General features: G+C 41.3%; 22 protein-coding genes. 13 read left to right on the forward strand and 9 right to left on the reverse strand.

What is annotated here, in order from left to right:
- Window positions 1-78: 78 nt before the first annotated feature.
- From ACM5QX_RS27700 to ACM5QX_RS27710, 3 genes are all read right to left on the reverse strand, one after another.
- Window positions 79-582, reverse strand: a complete 504-nt coding sequence (locus ACM5QX_RS27700; protein ID WP_414756444.1) for a 2TM domain-containing protein — start codon at window positions 580-582, stop codon at window positions 79-81.
- 197 nt (window positions 583-779) lie between these two features.
- Window positions 780-1,568 carry a creatininase family protein gene (locus ACM5QX_RS27705; protein WP_414756445.1) on the reverse strand — a complete coding sequence of 263 codons (789 nt, stop codon included), beginning with the start codon at window positions 1,566-1,568 and terminating at the stop codon, window positions 780-782.
- A 119-nt stretch (window positions 1,569-1,687) separates the two neighbouring features.
- On the reverse strand, window positions 1,688-2,524 hold the full coding sequence (locus tag ACM5QX_RS27710; protein WP_414756446.1) for a TIGR02452 family protein: 837 nt from the start codon (window positions 2,522-2,524) through the stop codon (window positions 1,688-1,690).
- Window positions 2,525-2,728: 204 nt separating this feature from the next.
- Here ACM5QX_RS27710 and ACM5QX_RS27715 point away from each other — a divergent pair, with 204 nt between their 5' ends.
- Window positions 2,729-3,448 (forward strand): ROK family protein, encoded by a 720-nt coding sequence (locus ACM5QX_RS27715; protein ID WP_414756447.1) that lies wholly within the window; start codon window positions 2,729-2,731, stop codon window positions 3,446-3,448.
- A gap of 146 nt (window positions 3,449-3,594) precedes the next feature.
- Here ACM5QX_RS27715 and ACM5QX_RS27720 read toward each other — a convergent pair whose 3' ends face one another.
- Window positions 3,595-4,959, reverse strand: a complete 1,365-nt coding sequence (locus tag ACM5QX_RS27720; protein ID WP_414756448.1) for a DUF3370 domain-containing protein — start codon at window positions 4,957-4,959, stop codon at window positions 3,595-3,597.
- 251 nt (window positions 4,960-5,210) lie between these two features.
- Window positions 5,211-5,732, reverse strand: a complete 522-nt coding sequence (locus ACM5QX_RS27725) for a peptidase C15 (protein ID WP_414756449.1) — start codon at window positions 5,730-5,732, stop codon at window positions 5,211-5,213.
- A gap of 58 nt (window positions 5,733-5,790) precedes the next feature.
- On the opposite strand from ACM5QX_RS27725, the gene hisH reads away from it, so the two are divergent.
- Together hisH and rsmD are read left to right on the forward strand one after the other, a co-directional pair.
- On the forward strand, window positions 5,791-6,426 hold the full coding sequence (gene hisH / locus ACM5QX_RS27730; protein WP_414756450.1) for an imidazole glycerol phosphate synthase subunit HisH: 636 nt from the start codon (window positions 5,791-5,793) through the stop codon (window positions 6,424-6,426).
- Between the two features lie 84 nt (window positions 6,427-6,510).
- The gene (gene rsmD / locus ACM5QX_RS27735) at window positions 6,511-7,065 is read left to right on the forward strand and encodes a 16S rRNA (guanine(966)-N(2))-methyltransferase RsmD (RefSeq protein WP_414756451.1); all 555 of its coding nucleotides are present in this window, start codon (window positions 6,511-6,513) and stop codon (window positions 7,063-7,065) included.
- Window positions 7,066-7,172: 107 nt separating this feature from the next.
- On the opposite strand, the gene petG is transcribed toward rsmD, so the two are convergent.
- The gene (gene petG, locus ACM5QX_RS27740; protein ID WP_011320710.1) at window positions 7,173-7,286 is read right to left on the reverse strand and encodes a cytochrome b6-f complex subunit V; all 114 of its coding nucleotides are present in this window, start codon (window positions 7,284-7,286) and stop codon (window positions 7,173-7,175) included.
- Window positions 7,287-7,495: 209 nt separating this feature from the next.
- On the opposite strand from petG, the gene ACM5QX_RS27745 reads away from it, so the two are divergent.
- A complete protein-coding gene (locus ACM5QX_RS27745; protein WP_414756452.1) occupies window positions 7,496-7,870 on the forward strand; it encodes a c-type cytochrome in 375 nt (124 codons plus the stop codon).
- A gap of 255 nt (window positions 7,871-8,125) precedes the next feature.
- On the opposite strand, the gene ACM5QX_RS27750 is transcribed toward ACM5QX_RS27745, so the two are convergent.
- A complete protein-coding gene (locus tag ACM5QX_RS27750; RefSeq protein WP_414756453.1) occupies window positions 8,126-9,127 on the reverse strand; it encodes a tetratricopeptide repeat protein in 1,002 nt (333 codons plus the stop codon).
- 323 nt (window positions 9,128-9,450) lie between these two features.
- Between ACM5QX_RS27750 and ACM5QX_RS27755 the strand changes: the two genes are divergently transcribed.
- On the forward strand, window positions 9,451-10,179 hold the full coding sequence (locus ACM5QX_RS27755; protein ID WP_414756464.1) for a peptidylprolyl isomerase: 729 nt from the start codon (window positions 9,451-9,453) through the stop codon (window positions 10,177-10,179).
- A gap of 24 nt (window positions 10,180-10,203) precedes the next feature.
- Here ACM5QX_RS27755 and ACM5QX_RS27760 read toward each other — a convergent pair whose 3' ends face one another.
- Window positions 10,204-11,040, reverse strand: coding sequence for a dienelactone hydrolase family protein (locus tag ACM5QX_RS27760; protein WP_414756454.1), 837 nt, complete (start codon window positions 11,038-11,040; stop codon window positions 10,204-10,206).
- A gap of 568 nt (window positions 11,041-11,608) precedes the next feature.
- Complete coding sequence (locus tag ACM5QX_RS27765; RefSeq protein WP_414756455.1) at window positions 11,609-11,827, reverse strand: hypothetical protein; 219 nt, start codon at window positions 11,825-11,827, stop codon at window positions 11,609-11,611.
- Between the two features lie 273 nt (window positions 11,828-12,100).
- Between ACM5QX_RS27765 and ACM5QX_RS27770 the strand changes: the two genes are divergently transcribed.
- From ACM5QX_RS27770 to ACM5QX_RS27805, 8 genes are all read left to right on the forward strand, one after another.
- Entirely contained in the window at window positions 12,101-12,886 is a 786-nt protein-coding gene (locus ACM5QX_RS27770) for a molybdate ABC transporter substrate-binding protein (protein ID WP_414756456.1), read from the forward strand.
- Window positions 12,887-13,657: 771 nt separating this feature from the next.
- Window positions 13,658-15,442, forward strand: coding sequence for a nitrogenase vanadium-iron protein, alpha chain (vnfD, locus tag ACM5QX_RS27775; RefSeq protein WP_414756457.1), 1,785 nt, complete (start codon window positions 13,658-13,660; stop codon window positions 15,440-15,442).
- 317 nt (window positions 15,443-15,759) lie between these two features.
- Window positions 15,760-17,151, forward strand: a complete 1,392-nt coding sequence (vnfK, locus tag ACM5QX_RS27780) for a V-containing nitrogenase subunit beta (protein ID WP_414756458.1) — start codon at window positions 15,760-15,762, stop codon at window positions 17,149-17,151.
- Between the two features lie 221 nt (window positions 17,152-17,372).
- Window positions 17,373-18,902 (forward strand): nitrogenase component 1, encoded by a 1,530-nt coding sequence (locus ACM5QX_RS27785; protein WP_414756459.1) that lies wholly within the window; start codon window positions 17,373-17,375, stop codon window positions 18,900-18,902.
- A gap of 45 nt (window positions 18,903-18,947) precedes the next feature.
- Window positions 18,948-20,348 (forward strand): nitrogenase component 1, encoded by a 1,401-nt coding sequence (locus ACM5QX_RS27790; protein WP_414756460.1) that lies wholly within the window; start codon window positions 18,948-18,950, stop codon window positions 20,346-20,348.
- A gap of 85 nt (window positions 20,349-20,433) precedes the next feature.
- Complete coding sequence (locus ACM5QX_RS27795) at window positions 20,434-20,751, forward strand: hypothetical protein (protein WP_414756461.1); 318 nt, start codon at window positions 20,434-20,436, stop codon at window positions 20,749-20,751.
- Complete coding sequence (locus ACM5QX_RS27800; protein ID WP_414756462.1) at window positions 20,748-21,116, forward strand: aspartyl protease; 369 nt, start codon at window positions 20,748-20,750, stop codon at window positions 21,114-21,116. The genes ACM5QX_RS27795 and ACM5QX_RS27800 overlap by 4 nt, the downstream gene beginning before the upstream one ends.
- Before the next feature lie 90 nt (window positions 21,117-21,206).
- Entirely contained in the window at window positions 21,207-21,815 is a 609-nt protein-coding gene (locus ACM5QX_RS27805; RefSeq protein WP_414756463.1) for a hypothetical protein, read from the forward strand.
- Window positions 21,816-22,030 lie beyond the last annotated feature (215 nt).

A 22,030-nucleotide genomic window follows, 5' to 3' on the forward strand; every position in this document is an offset into this window, starting at 1 on the left:
AAGTATCAAATTGTACCTAGCTAAATCAATTCATCCCCTTATTCAGCAACGCCGGAATTTTTAATTGTTTAATTGCTTTTAAGCTTGTAACGCCTTAAACCACTTATTCACAAAGCTGTTGATGGTTTGTTTAATTTGATGTTTGCGATTCCAGCGCTGGAAAGCCATTTCATACTCTTCACCTTTAGTTTGAAATGTATTCCACACATCCAACCCTACCGCCAAACCACAGAACAGTAGCAGGTATAACGACCAAGTAACCGTTCCACCACCAATAAAATCAACTAATAGTAAAAAGCCATTGACAATGGCGTAATTACCAAAACGCTTTTTAAACTTTGTCATGCGGTAAGTATTAAACGCTTGCCGTTGCTGCAATTCGTTGTGTTGCGATCGCCAATCTATTTCCGCTAACTTAAGAGTTTCTGGTGATATTTCTAACTCAGTAGCAATTTCTAACAATTGCTCATAACTAAACTCTTTATCTTGGTCATCAGCTTGCCGGGCGATCGCCAGCTGTAAAATTCGCTGTACGTCTTCTTGGCTATAAGAACGGAGACTATTAGGTTCAAATGCCGCCATAACTGCTATCTCTAATTATTAATGTGGTTTAGCAATTTATCGCCGGTCAACTGTGGAACAGTTTCGATAACTACTGCACTTACCCTACACTAACAAATTTAGTCAGTTGTCAGTTGTCAGTTGTCAGTTGTCAGAGACGCGATTAATCGCGTCTGTACAATTGTTAGAGGCGGGATTAATCGCGTCTGTACTTGTATTTAGCGAAAGGCGTAAATTTCTTTGATGACTTGCACCCAACCATCAGAGACGGATTCTAAAATGCGATCGCCTTTTTCTCTAGTTGCAGTTGTCCCATCCCCAATCACACCACTTTTACTAATATCTCGTGTCACCCAAGCCACAGGTAATTTACCTTCCCAGCTTAATAAGCTACCTTCAGGTTGTTCTGGGGGATATTCTGCTACGGCTTTATCTAGTTGTACCTGATCTGGCAAAATCGCCAGCATAATACTAGTTTCCGCATCTCCCGCGTGCATTCCTTGTGTTGCTTCCTTCGGTGTTAACAATTCTTTAGTGATGTGGGGTACACGCCAGGTAAATAGAGGGAAAACTGCAAAATCACCATACTTTACGTGCAAATCTCGCGCCGCCATTTGCATAACTTGGGGTTGGCCTCCGTGGGAGTTCATTAACACCAACTTTCTAAACCCTGCACGGTAAATGCTTTCTCCCACTTCCATAATTGTCGCTGTCAGCGTTTCCGTACTCAGGGTAATTGTCCCTGGGAAATGCCAGTGTTCATTAGATTTACCATAATAGAGAGTGGGTAAGGCGTAAGCTGGAATGCTAGCATCAAGTTTAGATAAAGCTTTCCCCAACACCCCCACACCAATGGCAGCATCAACAATCAATGGTAAATGGGGTCCATGCTGTTCAATTGCCCCTACTGGCTGGATGATAACGACATTCTCCTTATTTGGCATTTCCTGAATTTCTGTCCAGGTAAGGTAGGCGAAAAACCGTTCTGGGGGAATGAAACTGTGCATTTGGGGATTGGGGACTGGGATTATTACAATCTATACTATAGGATTCCTGTTTGATTGCTGAACAAGTTTATTACCTCTGGAGAAAATGGAAGAGTCTTCTGCAAATTTCCAGCAGTTGATCAAGAAAATCTCCTGTCAAACTCCGTAAAAATAGCTTGTTGTTTACTATTGTCAAGGACGGAAAAAATTACACTTTTAAATCTGCCCCAAAATTGACCACCTGGTAATAATAAATCTGCAAATATTTGGGCAACTATTGATGGGTCATTTCTAAAGACTCCACACCCCCAAGCACCTAAAACTAAGGTATCGCAGCCTTGGTTGGTTGCCAAACTCAACAGTTTTGATGTTCGATTCATAAGCACTTGGGGTATTTTAACGCTGAGGTGCGGTTGATTTTTTTGAATCATGCCTGCATTTGGTGCTGGACTGGTGATGAAATCTACAATATAGGGCTGTGCTAATAGTTCACCATCATCATTTTTGAAGACTGGACAGATGGGAGAATAAATCATCCAATCTGAGTACAAAAGCGATCGCTCATGGCGATGAAAATTATAATATTCAGGACATTTCAACAGGCTTTTGTAAAGCGCTGAACTTCTGGCTAAACTTTCTTCCTGAGCCTGCGCCCCTCTGATAAATCCACCTCCTGGGTTTTTCGCAGAAGCAAAATTTAAAACACCAACTTGTTGAAATTTTTCACTTTTGACTATGCGTTCGGCTCCCATTAATGTTGTCTCATTCCTGACTAAAAATTCAGTTGCTGAAAAACGAGGAAGGCTATTCAGCACCTTAGTTTCAATCTTTGCCAAATTTTCGGGGCTGTAGCACTTTGTTAAATACAAACACTGTTCTAATTCATGACTGATATCAACTTGATTGCCATCAGCACAAAGGTAGTTACCCATGTTAAGAATGTTTAAGGTATTTTCGGCGATCGCAATTCGTCTCATTGGTGTTATCTTTGCACTTCTGGCTGATATGGCTTTTTAGTAATTCAAATATATTACATATATAATACAAAGATGTAAAGTGTATATGTATTTCCTCTGAGAACTTTATTTTAGAAGCCCTTATCTATACAGCTTCATATATTATTTATTAATCTGTAATTATTTATTTCTATCCCCAATCCCTAACAAAAAGGTAAATTCTCAATGGTTGAAGATAACGGCTCAATTCGCACTTTATCGGTTGATATTGGTGGTAGTGGTGTCAAAGCCTTGGTTTTGGATATTACGGGAAATCCCGTTACAGAAAGGGCGCGAGTTGATACACCCCAACCTGCAACACCAGAGGTCGTGATCAATGCGATTATGGTTTTAGCTGCTGCTCAAGGTGAATTTCACCGGGTTTCTGTGGGTTTTCCTGGTGTGGTGCGTACTGGTGTCACCGAAACAGCAGTTAACTTAGACTCGGATTGGATTGGATTTGATTTAGAAGCGGCACTATCACAACGGTTACATAAACCTGTACGGGTGATTAATGATGCAGATATGCAGGGTTTTGGTGCAATTAAAGGTAGGGGCGTGGAATTGGTGATTACCTTGGGGACAGGGTTTGGTTCCGCGTTATTTGTTGATGGTAAATTAGTGCCGAATATGGAAATGGGACATCATCCCTTTCGCAAGGGGGAAACTTACGAAGAACAACTAGGAAGAGCAACTTTAGATAAGATTGGTCAAAAGAAATGGAATCGCCGTTTAGAAAAAGCGATCGCCTCACTACAACGACTATTCAACTATGATTACCTTTATATCGGTGGTGGTGAAGCCGTAAGAGTAAATTTTCAGCTACCTTTAAATGTCAAACTCATTCCGAATATTACTGGTTTGTTAGGTGGTATCGCTTTGTGGCGAGATGAAAAAAGACCATAGGGGTATGGGGGTGTGGGGGTATAGGGGTATAGGGGTTAGAAGCAGAACAGTATTTATAAGGTATCTTGATTGAATTATTAGTTGTCTTCCCTACACCCTTACACCCTTACACCCCTACACCCTTACACCCTTACACCCCTACACCCCTACGGATTAGCTACAGTTCCAACTGTTAATACTTGTGGTGGTGAAGCATCGGGGGGATAGAGAAAGTCTACCTCTACCAAACGGCGATCGCCTTTTTTCATGTTCAATGTAGCTAATGCTTCCCCTGGTTGACCCCGCTTTTGAACTAAATGGACAAGCCGAGTTTGCTGCTGTCCTTGATCGTTTCGGTAACGTATCCGCACACTCCCCCGGAAGAATGTTTGACGCGCGGGTGTAGTGAAAAAGCGTAGACCTTGTTTAGTTAAACGGTCTTCTTTAATGGGAGTCTGCACAGATACCTTCACGGTTTGCGCTTTGGCAGTATTGTTATACAAGGGCAACTTTAAACTATATTGAATGGCGTAATTACCATGAGCGCGATAGGCCGTATCTGGATAACGTACTAACATCGGCGCACTCTGAATTTGACCAGTGCCTAAAGTACCACCATGTAGAGTACTCAGAGCATAAGAAAAAGCTTGTCCTGGTTGGGGAATAGTTAAATTCCTAGCTTTGGGACTATCTACTACAAACGATCGCCAATAAGAACCACGGGCTACCCCAGCGACACGACCATAAATTTTGGGTTTACCAGTTTCCTCTAATGGCGTGGGAGTTTTATCCCGTGGCCCGGACACATCACTATTCTCTAGTAAAGTTTGCCACTCTTCCAAGGTAGGCGATCGTTCACTACCATCAGCATTGGTACGGGCAAACATCGCCAAGCTAGCTGCATAAACTGTACCATCAGTCCGCAACCGCGCCAAAGTCGAGCGACCATTTAAAGGTGGTGTCAATTCTCGCACAGGTATAGGTTGATTCAAGAGCATTCTACTTTGCCCTGGTGGTATGACAATTTGAGCCGGGAAAATATCTTGTCGCAGTCCTCTTAAAACATCAGCCATAGCGCGACTACCAGGGCCAGAGAACACATTACCTAAATTATTCTCAACCAAAGATGGCAACTCAATAAACGGTGCATCCGGTTGACTTAAATAACTCGCCCCTTGCAAAATATCCACCTTCACCGGTTGGGATGTGGGGTTATGCAGAAGTATCCCTAAATATAATGAGCGTAAATCTTCTGGTGGTTCCGCCCTCGCAATGTGGTGGGCAAAAACATCAAATCGTCCACGAAACGGATAATTCAAATGGGCTGAGGGTACTTTTTTGCCTGCTGGGGGAAAAGTGGAAAGTAAGATTCCTTCTCTTAAAACTAATTCTGGACTATTGCTATTAAATGTAGGGATTGAATCCAACTGTCCTGGTAACGCACGGACTTCTTGAGGTTGTACTACTTCTTCCGGTGGTGGTGCAGTAGGAGCAGATTGAGCAACGAAAAAGCTGAGTAAAAAAGGCAACATATCGTGAAAAATTTATCTCCCTTTATAACAGATTAGGGACTGGGGATTGGGGACTGGGGACTGGGGATTGGGGAAAATAATTTGTTATTTACTCATCTCTCTTATCCTCAAAGGTCTAGGTTTTTAATAAAGTGATGAGTGACGATTCTAATTCATCAACCCCTACACCCTTATAACCCCTACACCCTAAACCAGTATCTTGAAGGCAAAGTGTAAAAAACTTCAACTTGTTCAGTCTCCCCGCCTCGACGCTAATGAGTTGATAAAAGTGCCAGATTGTTAATAATTAATAAGAAATCCGTGAGAATTTCTATCAAGTTATCTTGATTCAAGATGGGAACATGAACAAAAAGACAATGAGCTGATAGTTTATTTTGTTCTAAGTAGTCCAGTATGGAATAATAAAGACCCTCGCAGACAAATTTACCGCAGTCGTCACTAATATCAGTTGCTGTTGCTCCTATTAGTAATTTTTTTAGATCAACTGTGGTCTGTAAAAAGATTTCTCCACAGCTAGCACCCACTTCTACACTTAATTTTTTCCGGCTTGCGGCCATGCCACAACAGATAATGTAATCTGGTTGGGATTCCTCTATTTTTGCCATTACTAGGGAACTGGCCAGCCCAATATCAACAGGTAACAAGCGCAAAAATTGTAAATCTAATGGAAGTGAGTTAAGTTGAGTGACTTCAAATAATAAATCATCAGAGGAATTTGACTTTTGATCTTCTAGCCAAGTGTCAAAAGAAGTTAATAGAATTCTTTTCTTCATGGAAAATATTATTTAGAATAGAAAAACCCTCCATAAACAATTTACAAGGAGAAGGTCAATGCCAGTTGTTGCTGTTATAGATTATGAGATGGGAAATTTGCATTCGGTTTGCAAAGGATTAGAAAAAGCGGGGGCGACTCCTATAATTACTCATTCTCATCAGGAATTAACTAAGGCTGATGCAGTCATATTGCCGGGAGTGGGAGCATTTGACCCAGCAGTGCAGAGTTTGCGATCGCGTGATTTAGAACAACCAATTAAAGATACAATCGCTTCAGGCAAACCCTTCTTAGGTATCTGTTTAGGGCTGCAAATTCTGTTTGAATCGAGTGCGGAAGGTAATCAACCAGGACTAGGAATTATCAAAGGAAAAGTGCGGCGGTTTGTTTCCGAACCAGGAATTACCATTCCCCACATGGGTTGGAATCAGTTGGAATTAACCCAACCAAAAAGCATTTTGTGGGAGCATTTGCCACCCCAACCTTGGGTATATTTTGTGCATTCCTACTATGTTGACCCAGTTGAGCCTCAAGTTCGTGCTGCAACTGTTACTCACGGTACGCAAACCGTTACGGCAGCTATTGCTCATGAAAACCTGATGGCAGTACAATTTCATCCAGAAAAATCGTCAAATATTGGGCTGCAAATCCTGTCTAATTTTGTCTCCCAAGTACGGGAAAAAATTGCTGCATAATATTAGTTTGTCAGTCGTCAGTTGTCACTTGTCAGTAGACTAATGATTAATAACTAATGATTAATGACTAATGACCATTGACCAATGAGTCTAAAAATTTACGGGAATCGCCAAATTAAAACTTTACCAGGGCAAGAAACCAGACCCACCACTGGGAGGGTGAGGGAAGCTGTTTTTAATATTTGGCAGGGAGAAATAGAAGGGTGTCGCTGGCTAGATTTGTGCGCCGGTAACGGTTCAATGGGTGCAGAGGCTTTGTGTCGAGGTGCTAGCTTGGTGGTCGGAATTGAAAAATCAAGTCGAGCCTGTGCAATTATCCAAGAAAACTGGCAGCGCATAGCCAATGACGAACAAAAATGGCGAGTATTGCGCGGAGATGTCATTCAGCAGTTAAAAAACTTATCAGGGCAGCAATTCGACAGAATTTATTTTGACCCGCCCTATGCTAGTGGATTATATCAGCCAGTGCTAGAGGCGATCGCTCTTTATCAATTATTAGATCCAAGTGGGGAAATAGCGATCGAACATAATCCCCAAGGATGGGTAGATATATTAATTCCTAACTGGGAAATTTGCCGCCAGAAAGTCTACGGTAACACGGCGCTTACTTTTTATCGAAGTGAGGAATTAGGGGGGTAGGGATTGGGGATTGGGGATTGGGGAGATGAGGAAGAATTTTTATCTACTTTATTCCTCATACTCCCCACCCGGTAGCTAAGGCGCTTTAGCACTCAGCACTCCAATACTCAACCACCCAACTCATTGGGGCGCTTGTATTGCTTATAGGCGGCGTAGAACAGCCCAGAGAGGGTGACAACAATCAAACCAAGAACGATGCCTGAAAGTAGGGGTTCAACCACTTTAAAATCTCCTGTTACGATTATTCATTATTTATTTCCCGTCTTTGATTTTACCAAATTGCGGATGAATCCCGCTTCCTACAGTATTTTTAGGCGACCCCTGGAGAGAAAAAAACTGTAGTTCATGCTTGCAGACATCATCAAGAACTTTTAAGCTATGTGTAGGAAATGAAAAATTTGAGTAAACCTAGACTTTTACAGCACACCTTTTGGATAACCAGATTACTAAACCTGAAATTCTGATTCAGCGTATCGCTTTAGTGGCGCTAGTGATACTGCTAGCAATCCCTTTGGGCTTTTTTGGTGTTCAGTTGGTGAAAGCCTCTGACCCTTATGTTAAGAGTGTTCTTGCCATGAAAGGAGACCCAATACAGGGACACGCTATTTTTCAAATAAATTGTGCTGGTTGTCATGGTTTAGAAGCGGATGGCCGAGTAGGCCCCAGCTTACAAGCAGTTTCTAAGCGTAAGTCCAAGTATGGGCTAATTCACCAAGTTATTAGCGGTGATACACCACCAATGCCAAAATTTCAGCCCAACAGCCAAGAAATGGCAGACCTTTTAAGCTTTTTGGAGACTTTATAGCTCAATCAAGTTTAGATGCGCGCAGACCTAAAACCCCGATTTCTCGAAGAAATTGGGGTTTTCTGTATCATTAACGTGAATTCGACGAAACCTAACCCCAACCCCTTCCCTTGTAGGGAAGGGGCTGAAAATCTATAATTGAGTACCAAATAATCAAGGTTTTAAGCCTCTCTCCGCGTCGGGGAGAGGTACTCTACGAGAAGCGCTCCGCGCTATGGAGAGGGGTTCTTCCGAATTTATCGAACTCACGTATCATTAAAATTTATTACGACGAATTAATGATTCTAATTCGCTTGCCTGACTATCAATTACCCCAATGATGGGGCTGTCAAGGGTATATTTTGTCAAGAGTTGCGATCGCTCTATTTTTAAAGTATCTATTTTCTCATAGGCCGCATTCGCTATCAGGTTTTTTACTACCCTTTGGTCTACTTGTGGTTGTGTGTTTGCTAGTTGCTTATACAAATCCTGAAGTTGAGCATCAAAATTTTTCACTGTAGGGTGTTGAGACTGGAGTCTAGCTAAATTTAATGCCCGTTCAACTTCTGTTTTAGCAATTGTGCGTAAAATATTACCAGTAGTGGTTTTGGGTACTGTTACAGCTACACCCATACTTGATAGCTCATTTCTGACTTGATCCAACATCTGTTGATATCTGGTATCCATCATCCCAGTGTCAAAAACACCATCCGTGTATTGCTGTAAGAGTTTTTCTGCTATCTTATAGTCAGCGATCGCACTTTCTTTATTCCCCAAATCTTTGTAAAGATTTGCTCTAAATAAGTATTCTTCAGCATTCAAGCTACTGTTATTACCAATTAATTGAGTTAAATCGGAAATTGCTTTCTGTTTTTCACCCAACTTTTCATAAGCTCTAGCTCTATTCCAATATGCAGCACTACTCAAACCCAATCTACCCGTATTTTGCCTAATCACTTCGGTATAGTCTGTCACGGCTGCCTGATAATTTCCCATTGCAGCGTAAGCATTTGCACGATGATAGTATGGTTTTTCAGCTTGGGGATTAAGTTTAATCGCTTGGGTGAAAGCAGCAACCGCCGCCGACAAATCTTTTTTACAGTCTTGCTGAAAGTGTCCCATACCTAAGAAATGATCTACAGAATTAACATTAGGTGGGATCGGCATTTGGCAATCAGGAGAGAGACCAGAATCTGGTGTTTGTGCCAATACTAAAGGTATCGAAAAGCCCAGCAGCAAAACAGCAGACAATGTATAGGTGATTGAGGTGAATTTCATACTTGTCAAAGTATAGAAGTATTTTTCCTGAGGGTTGTTGAGTGTTGTGATCTACATCTATCACTACACCCCTACAGGACTAATTTAACGGTGACCGCGATTGATTTGCCATAAGAATAGGTCGAGGATTATCATTGATGTCTTTTAGCTAAAAGCAAATGTACTACTTACAGACAAATACGGATGATTTTCGTTAAAACTTTACATAAATTGCGTACTGTTGCTATTAATATTTTAAAGCCATAGAAGAATGTCACACCGTTACTCCTATGCGGGAACTAACTCAGCATCTATCAACCCCAGAGAGCCAAACCCAACAGATAATGACTGAAGTGCTGCAAATCGGCAACCGTACTATTCAAGCTAGTGAACTCATTCCCTTACTGGCTAATTATCAACTTCTACCGCAATTATTACGGGAGTTAATTATCGATGAGGCAATAGCAGCAGTAGAGTGTAAGCCTGAGGAGTTAGCCCAAGCTAAACAAAGGTTTTACGCCGATAAGCAGTTAGCTCAAGAAACAGACATTCAAGCATGGCTGGTACAACAAGGTTTGAGTGCCGAACAACTAGACAATATTATTGTTCGCAAAATCAAGCTAGAAAAGTACAAGCAAGCCACATGGGGAGCAAAACTGGAATCTTATTTTTTCCAGTTAAAAGCGAAATTAGATAAAGTAATTTACTCTCTACTACGAACTCAAGACCCAGGACTGGCACAGGAACTCTATTTTCGCCTACAAGCAAAAGAACAATCCTTCGCAGAAGTAGCACAAAAATACTCCCAAGGCCCAGAATCTCAAACCGGTGGATTAGTCGGGCCAGTGGAGCAGAGTTCACTACATCCGGCAATGGTACAACTACTTTCTAATTGCCAACCAGGACAAATCTCACCTCCATCTCGGATTGCTGAGTGGTATGTCATTGTGCGAGTGGAAAAGTTTATTCCCGCCCAATTAGATGAACCAATGAAAGCACGCCTACTCAATGAATTATTTGAGGGTTGGATGCAGGAACAGCAAAGGCAAGTAAATATAATTCCATCCGCTTAATTCTAGGGTAATTTTAGTTCTGACTTACTTGGAAACCCCATGTTGTTTAAACCATGCTTGGAGGCGTTTCCAGCCGTCTTGAGCTTCTTTTTCTCTGTAAGAAGGACGATAATCGGCAAAAAAGGCGTGGGGTGCATCAGGATACACAACAATTTCCGATTTACTAGTGCTGGATTTTAAGCGCTCGCGCATTTGCTCTACTGTATCTAATGGAATGCCTGTATCCTTTCCTCCATACAATCCCAGCACTGGAACTGTCAAATTAGGGGCGATATCTACAGGATGTTTCGGGGTTAATTCTGTAGAATTGCCCACCAATCGACCATACCAAGCGACACCTGCCTTAACTTTGGGGTTGTGTGCTGAGTATAACCAGGTAATCCGACCACCCCAACAAAAGCCTGTAATGGTTAATTGATCAGCATTACCCTTGGATGATTTGACAGCCCAAGCAACGGTAGCATCCAGATCAGAAAATACCTGAGCATCTGGCACTTTTGCCACCACCTGGCGAATTTCATCGATATTACTTAACTTCGAGACATCACCTTGACGAGCAAATAACTCTGGTGCGATCGCTAAATATCCCAACTTGGCAAAACGACGACAGATATCTTGAATGTGTTCATGTACACCGAAGATTTCTTGAATCACCAACACAATCGGAAAATTCTCACCAGTAGCAGGTAATGCTCTGTAAGCTGGAATTTCACCATCTTTGACGGGAATTTTCACCGCACCTGCAACTAATCCTTGTGTATCAGTAGTAATCACTTGGGCTGAAATTGGTTTGACGGCTAAAGCAAAGCCAGTTGTTAAAGTAGCCGTAGCGATAAATTGGCGACGGGTGATCTGTTTCATCGTCTATACCTTGAATTATTGGGGTTCAGTTTTATTTGCTCAGAAAATGTAAAGTTTTGTCAACTTCCTTTAAGTATAGTTCTATTTAAAAATACTTTTAGATTGACTAAATATTAGATTAACTTAACGTGAGTTCGATAAATTCGGAAGAACCCCTCTCCATAGCGCGGAGCGCTTCTCGTAGAGTACCTCTCCCCGACGCGGGGAGAGGCTTAAAACCCTGATTATTTGGTACTCAGTTATAGATTTTCAGCCCCTTCCCTACAAGGGAAGGGGTTGGGGTTAGGTTCCGTCGAATTCACGTTAACTTAATGCTAAAGACTTAAATTTTACTTAGTATAGTGCGATCGCGCCTTCTCAATTACAGCCAGCCAGTCATCCGTAAATGGGTTAAGCCCGAATTGCGGAAAAAAATTTCCTGGCGCAAGTAAAATTGCAAGATGTATGTTATTCTTTACATATAAGGAATCAAAAGCGTAAAGCTTAACAGGTCGATTCTGGCATAGATATTGACCCCCCAGTGCTTATGTTGTTGTAGTAGAAGAATCAAATCCTGTGAGTTAGCCAATCATTTGGTGAACTGATGACCTGACTTCACAAATTTCTGGAGGTATTTGTGGGGTATTTGGATCTGTGACAGTTTGAAAGTATGTGGAGAACTTGCATCTGTTTGCAGTTCATCAATCTGATTGGATTCAAAAGCATTATCACCAAAACCACATTCTGCACCTTGTGGTGCGGTAGATGCAGGAGATAACACACTGGAAACTTTTGCTACTGATAACATCTGCCAATCAATTTTATGTTAACTCTCAAAAGTAATGTTCCGCCTTGATTGCGTGAGGTTCTATAGCAAAAGAACCACAGTGTTTGAGAGTAAAACCTATGAAATAAATTTGATCCGTGGTTATTATGCTGTTTGTTTGTAAGTGAAATAATGCAGGTGGAATTGCAGTTTGCACTCCATCTGCCATTTATTTTCTACAGAACTATTACTTCTCCTTAAATCGTTATCACTCATCGTTTACCAATTTTGAGGTACTGATTCATGGGCGTATCTATGCAATTGAGCAATAATCTGGTTTTATTTGACGATAACGATCGCCTATCAGTGAGATTATACGCTGCTAGTAGCTTAAAAGCTGTTCTCTCGGAAATTTCCCAAGCGTTTACGAGGAAATACAAGATTCCCATAAAACTAGAGTTTGATGATGCTGAGTTGCTTCGGGAACGTCTTCTAACTGGTGAGAGGGCCGATATATTTGCTGCGGATGATCTGCAAAATCCCAGTGTATTAATGCAAGCTAATAAAAGTAGCCCTGTCGTAAATTTTACTAGTAATAGAATATGTGCGATCGCTAAACCAGGGATAATTATTAATTCAGATACTTTATTAGATTTGATGTTATCCTCTGAAATCAGATTAAGGACATCAACACCTCATCCCAACCTTTTTGAAGACTATACACAAGCAGTTTTTCATAAAGCTGAAAAGTTACGAGCAGGGAGCTTTGACAAATTAAATAGTAAAGCTTTGCGTTTGGGAAGCGGAAGTAACTATCCTATTATCTCAGAGAGAAGAAACAAGTTTGTTTACTTTATTCTAGAAACACAACAAGTAGATATATTTTTAAGCTATTATACTAACGCTCGACTAGCACATTTAGAGGCACCAGATTTACAGATAATAAACCTACCTAAAAAGTTATGTTTTTATGTCAATTATGGTATGACTATTATCAACAAATCTCATAGCGCTGCGGTTATGCTGGCTATGTATATACTTTCTCAAGATGGGCAAGAAATTTTAGCTAAATATGGGTTTTCTATATCTGTTATGAGATGAAACTTCTCATGTTAAACATATTTCGTTTTTGGAATGTATGTTACCTTGTGCAACATATATTATGAGCTTTACAGTATTTTAAAGCTTATAAACAGCAGGTCTTATATATACTAGATTTCACATCGCTTTAATTTATTTTTTCTACACAAATCTACTCTTCGCCAGTGTTGTTGTGCAGGGTGTATCAGATATAAACAATCTATATTTAGATTACATTTGACCCGTCTGATGCACCCTACGAATATGCCAGTTGCGTAAATAGTGATGGATTTTTATACCAATTCTCTATAAAGTTGCGCCGAATAAATAATGTAGAGACGTTGCATGCAACGTCTCTACAGTACAGAATAAAGTGCATCTATGGCTATGCCAGAAAAGCTACATCAATAAACGATATTACTACATAAATATGCTCTTGATTGGTCTTGAATTTATAACTAAAACTCTTAGCAATAATCTTTAAAAATCTATTTATCCAATAAATTTAAATCACCTAAATTATCGGCTTTGCAAGAGGATATATGGGCTAAATCTATTAGTTTTTTTTAGCGATTAGTATTGCTTTTAAATTACTATACAGACCTGTCTTTATAAGTTATAAGTCTCGATTTATATGGATAATGATTTATGTTTTTGTCATCCAAAATACTGTTTAATAATTAGAAGAATTGTTAATCTTTAGAAAGACAAAAGAAAAAGATTTCTTCTTGAGGCGGTCATCGATTAAAGGCAAGAAGAAAGAAAGAGAAATCAGCCAAGGAGAATAAAGGAATGCCACTAAAACTATTAAAGTGCGACGAAACAATCCCAGAAAGGGAGAAGCACGTATACATCAAAGAAAAAGGCGAAGACACCACCCAATTTCTGCCCCTATCCAACATTGAAACCATCCCCGGTTCCCTCTCAGAACGCGGATGTAGCTATTGCGGAGCTAAACTGGTAATTGGTGGCGTACTCAAAGACACCATCCAAATGATACACGGCCCCATCGGTTGCGCCTACGACACCTGGCACACCAAACGTTATCCTAGCGACAACGGTAACTTTCAACTAAAATACGTCTGGTCATCAGACATGAAAGAATCCCACGTCGTCTTCGGTGGAGAAAAACAACTAGGCAAATCCATCAGAGAAGCCTTCAAAGAATTCCCCGACATCAAACGGATGATAGTCTACACCACCTGCGCCACAGCCTTGATTGGTGACGACATCAAAGCCGTAGTCAAAAGCGCACAGCAAGAACTCGGTGACGTAGACATCTTCTGTGTAGAATGTCCCGGATTTGCAGGTGTGAGCCAATCCAAAGGACACCACGTATTAAACATCGCCTGGATTAACGAAAAAGTCGGCACATTAGAGCCAGAAATCACCTCACCCTACACCATCAACGTTATCGGTGACTACAACATCCAAGGTGACACCTTCGTACTAGAAAAGTACATGGAAAAAATGGGCATTCAAATCATCGCCCATTTTACCGGCAATGGTACTTATGACTCATTACGGGGGATGCACAGAGCGCAACTCAACGTTACCAACTGTGCGCGTTCAGCAGGATACATCGCCAACGAACTCAAAAAGAGATATGGCATACCCCGGATAGACGTAGACACCTGGGGTTTTGACTATTGCCAAGAAGCACTACGGAAAATTGGTGCATTCTTTGGCATTGAAGACCGAGCCGAAGCCGTCATTGCTGAAGAAGTCGCCAAATACCAAGACAAAATGAATTGGTACAAAGAACGACTCAAAGGCAAAAAGGTGTGTATTTGGACAGGTGGCCCTAGACTGTGGCACTGGACAAAAGCATTGGAAGATGACTTAGGAATGCAAGTTGTCTCCATGTCTTCCAAGTTCGGACACCAAGAAGACTTTGAGAAAGTCATTGCCAGAGGTCAAGAAGGCACAATCTATATTGATGATGGTAATGAATTGGAGTTCTTTGAAGTTCTGGAAATGATTCGTCCTGATGTGGTGTTGACTGGGCCACGGGTAGGTGCGTTAGTGAAGAAACTGCACTTGCCTTATGTTAATGGTCACGGTTATCACAATGGGCCATACATGGGCTTTGAGGGTGCTGTGAATATGGCAAGAGATTTGTACAATGCCATTTATTCTCCTTTGATGCAGCTTGCCGGTATTGATGTTCGTGATGATGAACCCAAGAAAGATAATAGCGAGAGCCTAAAACAACAGTCTGAAGAAGTTACAGCCTACATCCAAGAACGGACTGAAGAAATCACAAAATTCATTCAAGAGCGTTGTTTATGGCAGTTCCACTCTCGTTCTTGGGACAGAGAAGAGAACATCAATGGTGTGATTAATAAAGCGATAGCCATTGCTTCAGGAGAAAAGCTAGTTAATGAATCCCCTGCTGAAAAGCTTCATTATGCAGATGCCAAAATCCTTGTACTTGACCTGAAAAAGAAATTCTCATGGTTCGAGAATAGCGATCAGGCACACATCACCGCAGTACTGGAGTTAGTTAAGCAAAAGCTGATCGGTATTGCGATCACTGGTTCTCGGAATGGTGAATTGCATCACTCTCTCTATTAAAGTAATTAGGCGTTGCTGAATCCAGGTATGAATCTGGCACAGATACGTTACAAGCGCAAACAAAGATTTTTGATTTTAATTCAGCAACGCTAGAAATTGGTAGTTCTCTTGCATCTCCTAGCAATTTCTCTCTCCCCAAGCCGTTCGCACACTCAAACACCAAGACTTACGAGGCGATCGCCTTAATTCTCGTTGCGAGTACGTAAGTCTTCATTCACCTGGAACTCAGAACTGCAAAATTTAGGCGGAATTCGATTCAAATATCGGTTCTGAGTTCTATTTACCCCACATTTCACCCTATTTTGGAGGCAATTTAGATGACTTTAGCTGTAAGTAAGAAAGAACGTGCTGGGGTAATCAATCCCATTTTTACCTGTCAGCCTGCGGGTGCTGAATATGCAACCATCGGTGTTAAAGACTGTATCCCCTTGGTGCATGGTGGACAAGGTTGCAGTATGTTTGTCCGCTTGATTTTTGCCCAGCACTTGAAAGAAAACTTTGATATTGCATCTTCTTCACTCCATGAAGCTAGTGCGGTGTTCGGTGGGATGCCACGGATCGAAGAAGGTGTGAAAACAATCGTAGCACGCTATCCTGATGTCCGTTTGATCCCCATTATTACCACTTGTTCTACTGAAACCATCGGGGATGACGTAGAAGGTACAATCAACAAAGTCAACAAGTTCTTAAAGAAAGAGTATCCAAATCGGGAAGTGAAGTTGATTCCTGTACATACTCCTAGTTACCGTGGTAGTCAGGTAACAGGATATGATGCTGGGGTACAGTCTTTGGTGACTAACTTAGCCAAGAAAGGTGAACCAAACGGTAAATTGAACATCATTACCGGTTGGGTGAACCCTGGTGATGTGACTGAAGTTAAGCACATCCTCAGCGAAATGGGCGTTGATGCCAATATCTTATTAGATACTGAAACCTTCAATGCTCCCACCATGCCAGATAAGAACAGCTTTACCTTTGGTAATACTACCATTGAAGATATTGCTGGTTCTGCCAATGCTGTGGGAACGATCGCTCTGTGCAAGTATGAAGGTGGTAACGCTGCTAAATTCTTACAAGAGCAATTTGACGTTCCTGCGATCGTTGGGCCTACACCAATTGGGATCAAGAATACTGACGCTTGGCTACAAAATATCAAGAAACTAACCGGTAAGCCAATACCAGAATCCTTGGTAGTAGAACGGGGTAAAGCAATTGACTCCTTGGCTGACTTAGCTCATATGTACTTTGCTAACAAGCGTGTAGCTATTTACGGCGACCCCGATTTAGTAATTGGCTTGGCTGAGTTCTGCTTAGAAGTTGAATTAGAGCCAGTATTGCTGTTGTTGGGTGATGATAACCAAGCTGCTTCCAAAGACCCCAGACTAGCTGAGTTAGCTAAGAGAGCAAACCACGCTGAGTATGACATTGATGTTATCTGGAATGCTGACTTGTGGGAACTGGAAAGCCGCGTGAAAGAAAAAGGCGATATCGATTTGATTTTGGGTCATTCCAAAGGTCGGTATATTGCGATCGATAATCAAATTCCAATGGTACGTGTAGGCTTCCCCACCTTTGACCGTGCAGGTTTATGGAAAAACCCTGTGATTGGTTATCGCGGTGCGGAATGGTTGGGAGATGCGATCGCTAACGCTATGTTTGCAGACATGGAATACAAGCATGACCGTGAGTGGATCTTAAACGTTTGGTAAGAAGTTTCTAAACGCAGAGGAACGCTGAGTACTACGCAGAGGAACGCAGAGTTTTAAATAAATTCGGCGTTGCTGATTAGTGGGATGATTTTTGTCTCACGCAAAGGCGCAAAGACGCAAAGAATCAATATTCTGCTTTGTACAAAAGTCTCAATTCATCCCGCATTTATGCAACGCCATAAATTCCTCTGCGTTTTTATAGAACATGGGAGAGAGGAATTATGGCAGGGAAAATTGATGCGAATGTTGTATTTTACGGGCATTTAAGTGAACTGTATCAACTGGCAAAGGAGGGTAAGATTAAAACTACTTTACAGGGTAGTCATACTCGACCTTGTAAATTTTGGACTGCAACCAAGATTTTAAGTGGGATTAAGGATGCGATCGTCATTTCTCATGGGCCGAGTGGCTGTGCTTATGGGGTGAAGCGGGCATATAAACTCACCAATAGCCGTAACAGTGGTTCTCCTTATGAACCTGTTGTTACTACTAATATGAGTGAGAAAGCGGTAATTTTTGGTGGGGAAAAGGAATTACGCGGTGCGATTCTGGAAGTAGATCAAAAATATCATCCTGATGCGATCGTTGTTGCTACCAGTTGCGCGTCTGGGATTATTGGCGATTGTGTAGATGAAGTAGTGGGTAAAGCTCGTAGTGAAATCGACGCAGAAATCATGACGATACACTGTGAGGGATTCGCAGGGGAGTATCGTAGTGGGTTTGATATTGTCTTCCGCCAAATTGTAGACTTTATGGAGCCGCCCACCCCAGAACGCCAAGCACAATTAGCTGATTCTGTCAATATTGTGGGCGCGAAGATGGGGCCAGAAAGGACGGAAGTAGAAGGAGATGTGAAGGAACTAAAACGACTAATTAAAGGGATGGGTGCGAGAGTTCACAGCGTGATTGCAGGGGACTGCACATTAGAAGAACTCAAACAAGCACCAAGCGCAGCCGTTAACTGTACCTTATGTTTGGATCTGGGCTATACCATCGGTAAAGCCATGTCAGATAGATTCGGTACACCTTTAAATTCCACAATTCTGCCCTATGGTATTAGTGCTACAGAAAAATGGTTGCGCGGGGCAGCAAAATATTTAAAGATGGAAGCACAAGCAGAAGCCCTAATGGAACGGGAATATGCAGCCATCAAAACAGAATTTGAAGCAGCCAAGAAATATATCGAAGGTAAGTTAGCCATTATCGAAGGACATGACGCTATCAAGTGCTTGTCTATCGCCCATATGTTGGAACGCGATTTTGGAATGCGTGCTGTTATTTATAACTTCCATCCCTGGAGTACAGAAGCACGGGAAACCAGCGTAGATTACCTATTAGAAACAGGGTTAGACCCAGAAATTTTGATTACCAAGGGGACTTTAGCTTTTGGTAAGTATGAATCAATGAAACAAACTGAGGATGAATTACTAGAATTTATCGGTGGTTTAGATGCGGATTCTGTAGTTTACTTCGGTTCTTCCTTGAGTTTCCCCCATATTCCTGTTGTGGATTTAAACGCCATCTTAAATCGCCCTAGATTTGGCTATCGCGGAGCTTTAAAGGTGGCTAAGTGTATTAAAACCGCCCTTGAATATGGTTTTAGACCCCGCAGTTCCCTAACCAAGCAAATGGTATTCCCGAAAAACTCAGGTTTAGCATCTGCTCAATCACTCACCGGCAAATTAGCCCAAGACTTGCCAGATTGCACTGTATATGCAGGTAAGAAGCGGGGCAAATGTTTTAACGAGTAATAATTCAGCCGATTTTACCTTATATGCAAAGAAGAGAACAGGAAAATGCCCTCAGCAATAACAAGTGAAAACTCCCAAAAACTCAATGTCATACCCTCTCACACAGAGCCACTAACCTTTGATAATTGTGACCACAGCAAAGATCCGATTGTTGGCTGTGCATTGGAAGGTATTGCCAACATGGTTGCGGGGATTAAAGATGTCAGTATTGTGATTCACTCTCCCCAAGGTTGCGCCTCTACAGTAGCGGCTGGCTATGATAACCATGAGGTTGATTTCACTAAGCGCAAAGTTGGTTGTACGCGCCTTTTTGAGTCAGATATTGTCATGGGTGCATCTGATAAACTCAAAGGTTTGATTAGAGAGGCTGATCAATCTTTCAACCCAAAAGTAATGTTTGTCGTTGGTACTTGCGCCGCAGATATTATCGGCGAAGATATTCAAGGACTATGCAACAATATTCAGCCAGAAATCAATGCCAAGCTTGTACCTCTGCTGGCTGGTGGTTTTCGCGGTAATGCTTACGATGGCTTGGAAATGGGGTTAGAAGCTTTACTTCCTTTCATCCACAAAAGAAAGAAGCGACGCGGCGGTAAAAAACCCAGAATTGTCAATATTATTGCACCCCAAGCAAATGTCAATCCTACCTGGTGGGCTGACTTGGAATGGGTGAAGCAGACTTTAAAATCTTTGAGAATTAAGGTACAGACAGTAATTTCTCACGGTACTTCCTTTGAAGAATTGGAACAAGCGGGTAACGCAACCGCCAATATTGTTCTCAGTCATGATGTGGGGTACAAATTTGCGCGGAAAATGCAGCAAACCCATGATATTCCGCTAATTCTGGATGATATACCTTTACCCATTGGTGTGCAGAATACTACGCGCTGGTTGAAGGCTTTAGCAGCTCATTTCAAAATAGACGAAACAAGAGTAGAACCACTCATCAAAGAAGGTGAAAACAAAGTTGTCGAGACGCTTCGCAAACGCGCATTGATGATTATTCCCCGATATCGTAATTGTAGAATTGCTGTGTCTGCGGATGGAACGATGGGTATTGGGTTGGTAAGAATGCTGTTTGAAGAGTTGGAAATGATTCCAGAGGTGTTGTTGTTCCGTTCAGAAATGCGCGAATCTCGTTCAATTTTGGAGCGAGAATTACAAAGTATGGGAATATCTCCCCGTGTAGTATTTTCTGCTGATGGGTATCAGATTAAACAAGCCTTGGCTGATGTTGATACTGATGCTGTGATTGGCTCGGCATGGGAAAAATACATGGCGGAGGAATTGGGAATTAAAATTGCTTTTGATGTATTTAGTCCAACTAACAGAGAGACTTACCTTGATAGACCATATTTTGGCTATCAAGGTATGATTAACATGATGGAAGTCATTGCTAACGATTGGGAAAGGGCTTTTCGTTCCAAGCATATTAATTGGACTTAGATGGAGTGCGATCGCTCTTCGGGAATCATGAGGGCGATCGCTTTATAATAGAATATGAAAAACCAACCTCCACTATGTAAAAAATATGACACATTCTTCACCCGAAAGAATAGTGAGACGTGGAAGAGTATTCCCCGAAATTCAGTGGACAGAAGCTCAAAAAGCCCAAGATAGAGCTAGAAGACAAGCATTTTATGAGCGTTGTTGGGTAATTTTTGAGCGTTTGAAACCAGAAATACTAGATAAATATTCTGGCTGGTACATTGCCATTGAGCCGGATAGCGGTGATTATTTTATTGATCAGGATCAAGAAGTAGCTAGTAAAATGGCTAGAGAAAAACACCCTCAAGTGATTCATCATATTTTTGGCATTAACGAAACAGGTGTTAGTGGCAGAATATGATTGAGGGAAGATTTGGAGACAAAGGCCAAGTTTACTTTGAAATAGATTTAATTGGTGAGGATGGCTTGAGTTTTCCTGTAGAAACAATGTTAGATACAGGATTCACTGAGTTTTTAGCCATGAACAAGCAAGATGTACAAAGTCTTGATTGGTCTTTTTTGCGGCAGAATAAATTGAGAACTGCTCAAGGAGAAACTGATTTTGATGTTTATAGCGGTAGAGTCATCATAGATAATCAAGAATGGGAAATTCCTGTATTTGCTGGAGATGAAATACAGGAAATTTTATTAGGTTCTCGATGGTTGAAATCATTTATTTTAGTTGCTGATTATAATCAAAATAGAGTGACATTCTTTTCCCCATAGATAATCCTCACTTTTCCTCTCAACTTCCTATTCCGAAGTACAATGATTGTGAACACCATTGATTAGTTAGGGTTGGCGATCGCCATTATCATGAGCAAAGCCAGAATTCTCGACCCATCTGAGAGCTATACTTTCAGCAAATACGCCGAATTAGCCTATGATAGTGCTGATATCCTAGCTGAATTTGGTGTTACCCTCAACAATACTTCACTCCAACTTCCACAGCAGTTACCAATAGATCCTGAACCACTGAGAATAGAATTACAAGAAAATCTGACTTTGGTAGATCCTGTTTCTGAGATAGCTAGACGTGAAGCACTGATATTTCCAATTCTCAAAACAATTTGTAAATTTGTTAAAGTACCACTCAAAATTGAATATCCTGTACGAGTAAATAATTGGCTTAGGGGCAGTTTTGATTATTTTATTCCTACTGCACAAAACTTATTAGTAATTGAAGCCAAAAATGCTGATTTAGCAAGAGGTTTTACACAATTGGCGGTAGAATTAATTGCTCTCGATCAATGGACTGATTCTACCGTTCCAATGCTCTATGGTACTGTGACAACGGGTGATACTTGGAAATTTGGCGTTTTTCAGCGTCAAGAAAAAATAGTTCACAAAGATATCAATACCTACGCTGTCCCTAGCGATTTGAATTTAGTGCTTTCTGCTCTGTTTGGTATCAGTTTAAGTTAGAAATATCGAATTTAGACATGAACAATTTAATTTTATGTCGAAGATTTGCCTTTTATTTTAATCTAGGCGATCAGCTACGCTGGGCGGTTACGCCATCGCTTCCACGGTCACAGTCTCAAATGCGATCTCTCTTTTGGTTAATGCTGGCAAGGAAAAACTAATACCAATTTGAAAAAAGAATGCGACAGATGGTAAATATAGACAGAAGTAGCATT

Source organism: Anabaena sp. CCY 9910 (genome assembly GCF_963920875.1).
Taxonomy (GTDB): Bacteria; Cyanobacteriota; Cyanobacteriia; order Cyanobacteriales; family Nostocaceae; genus Trichormus; species Trichormus variabilis.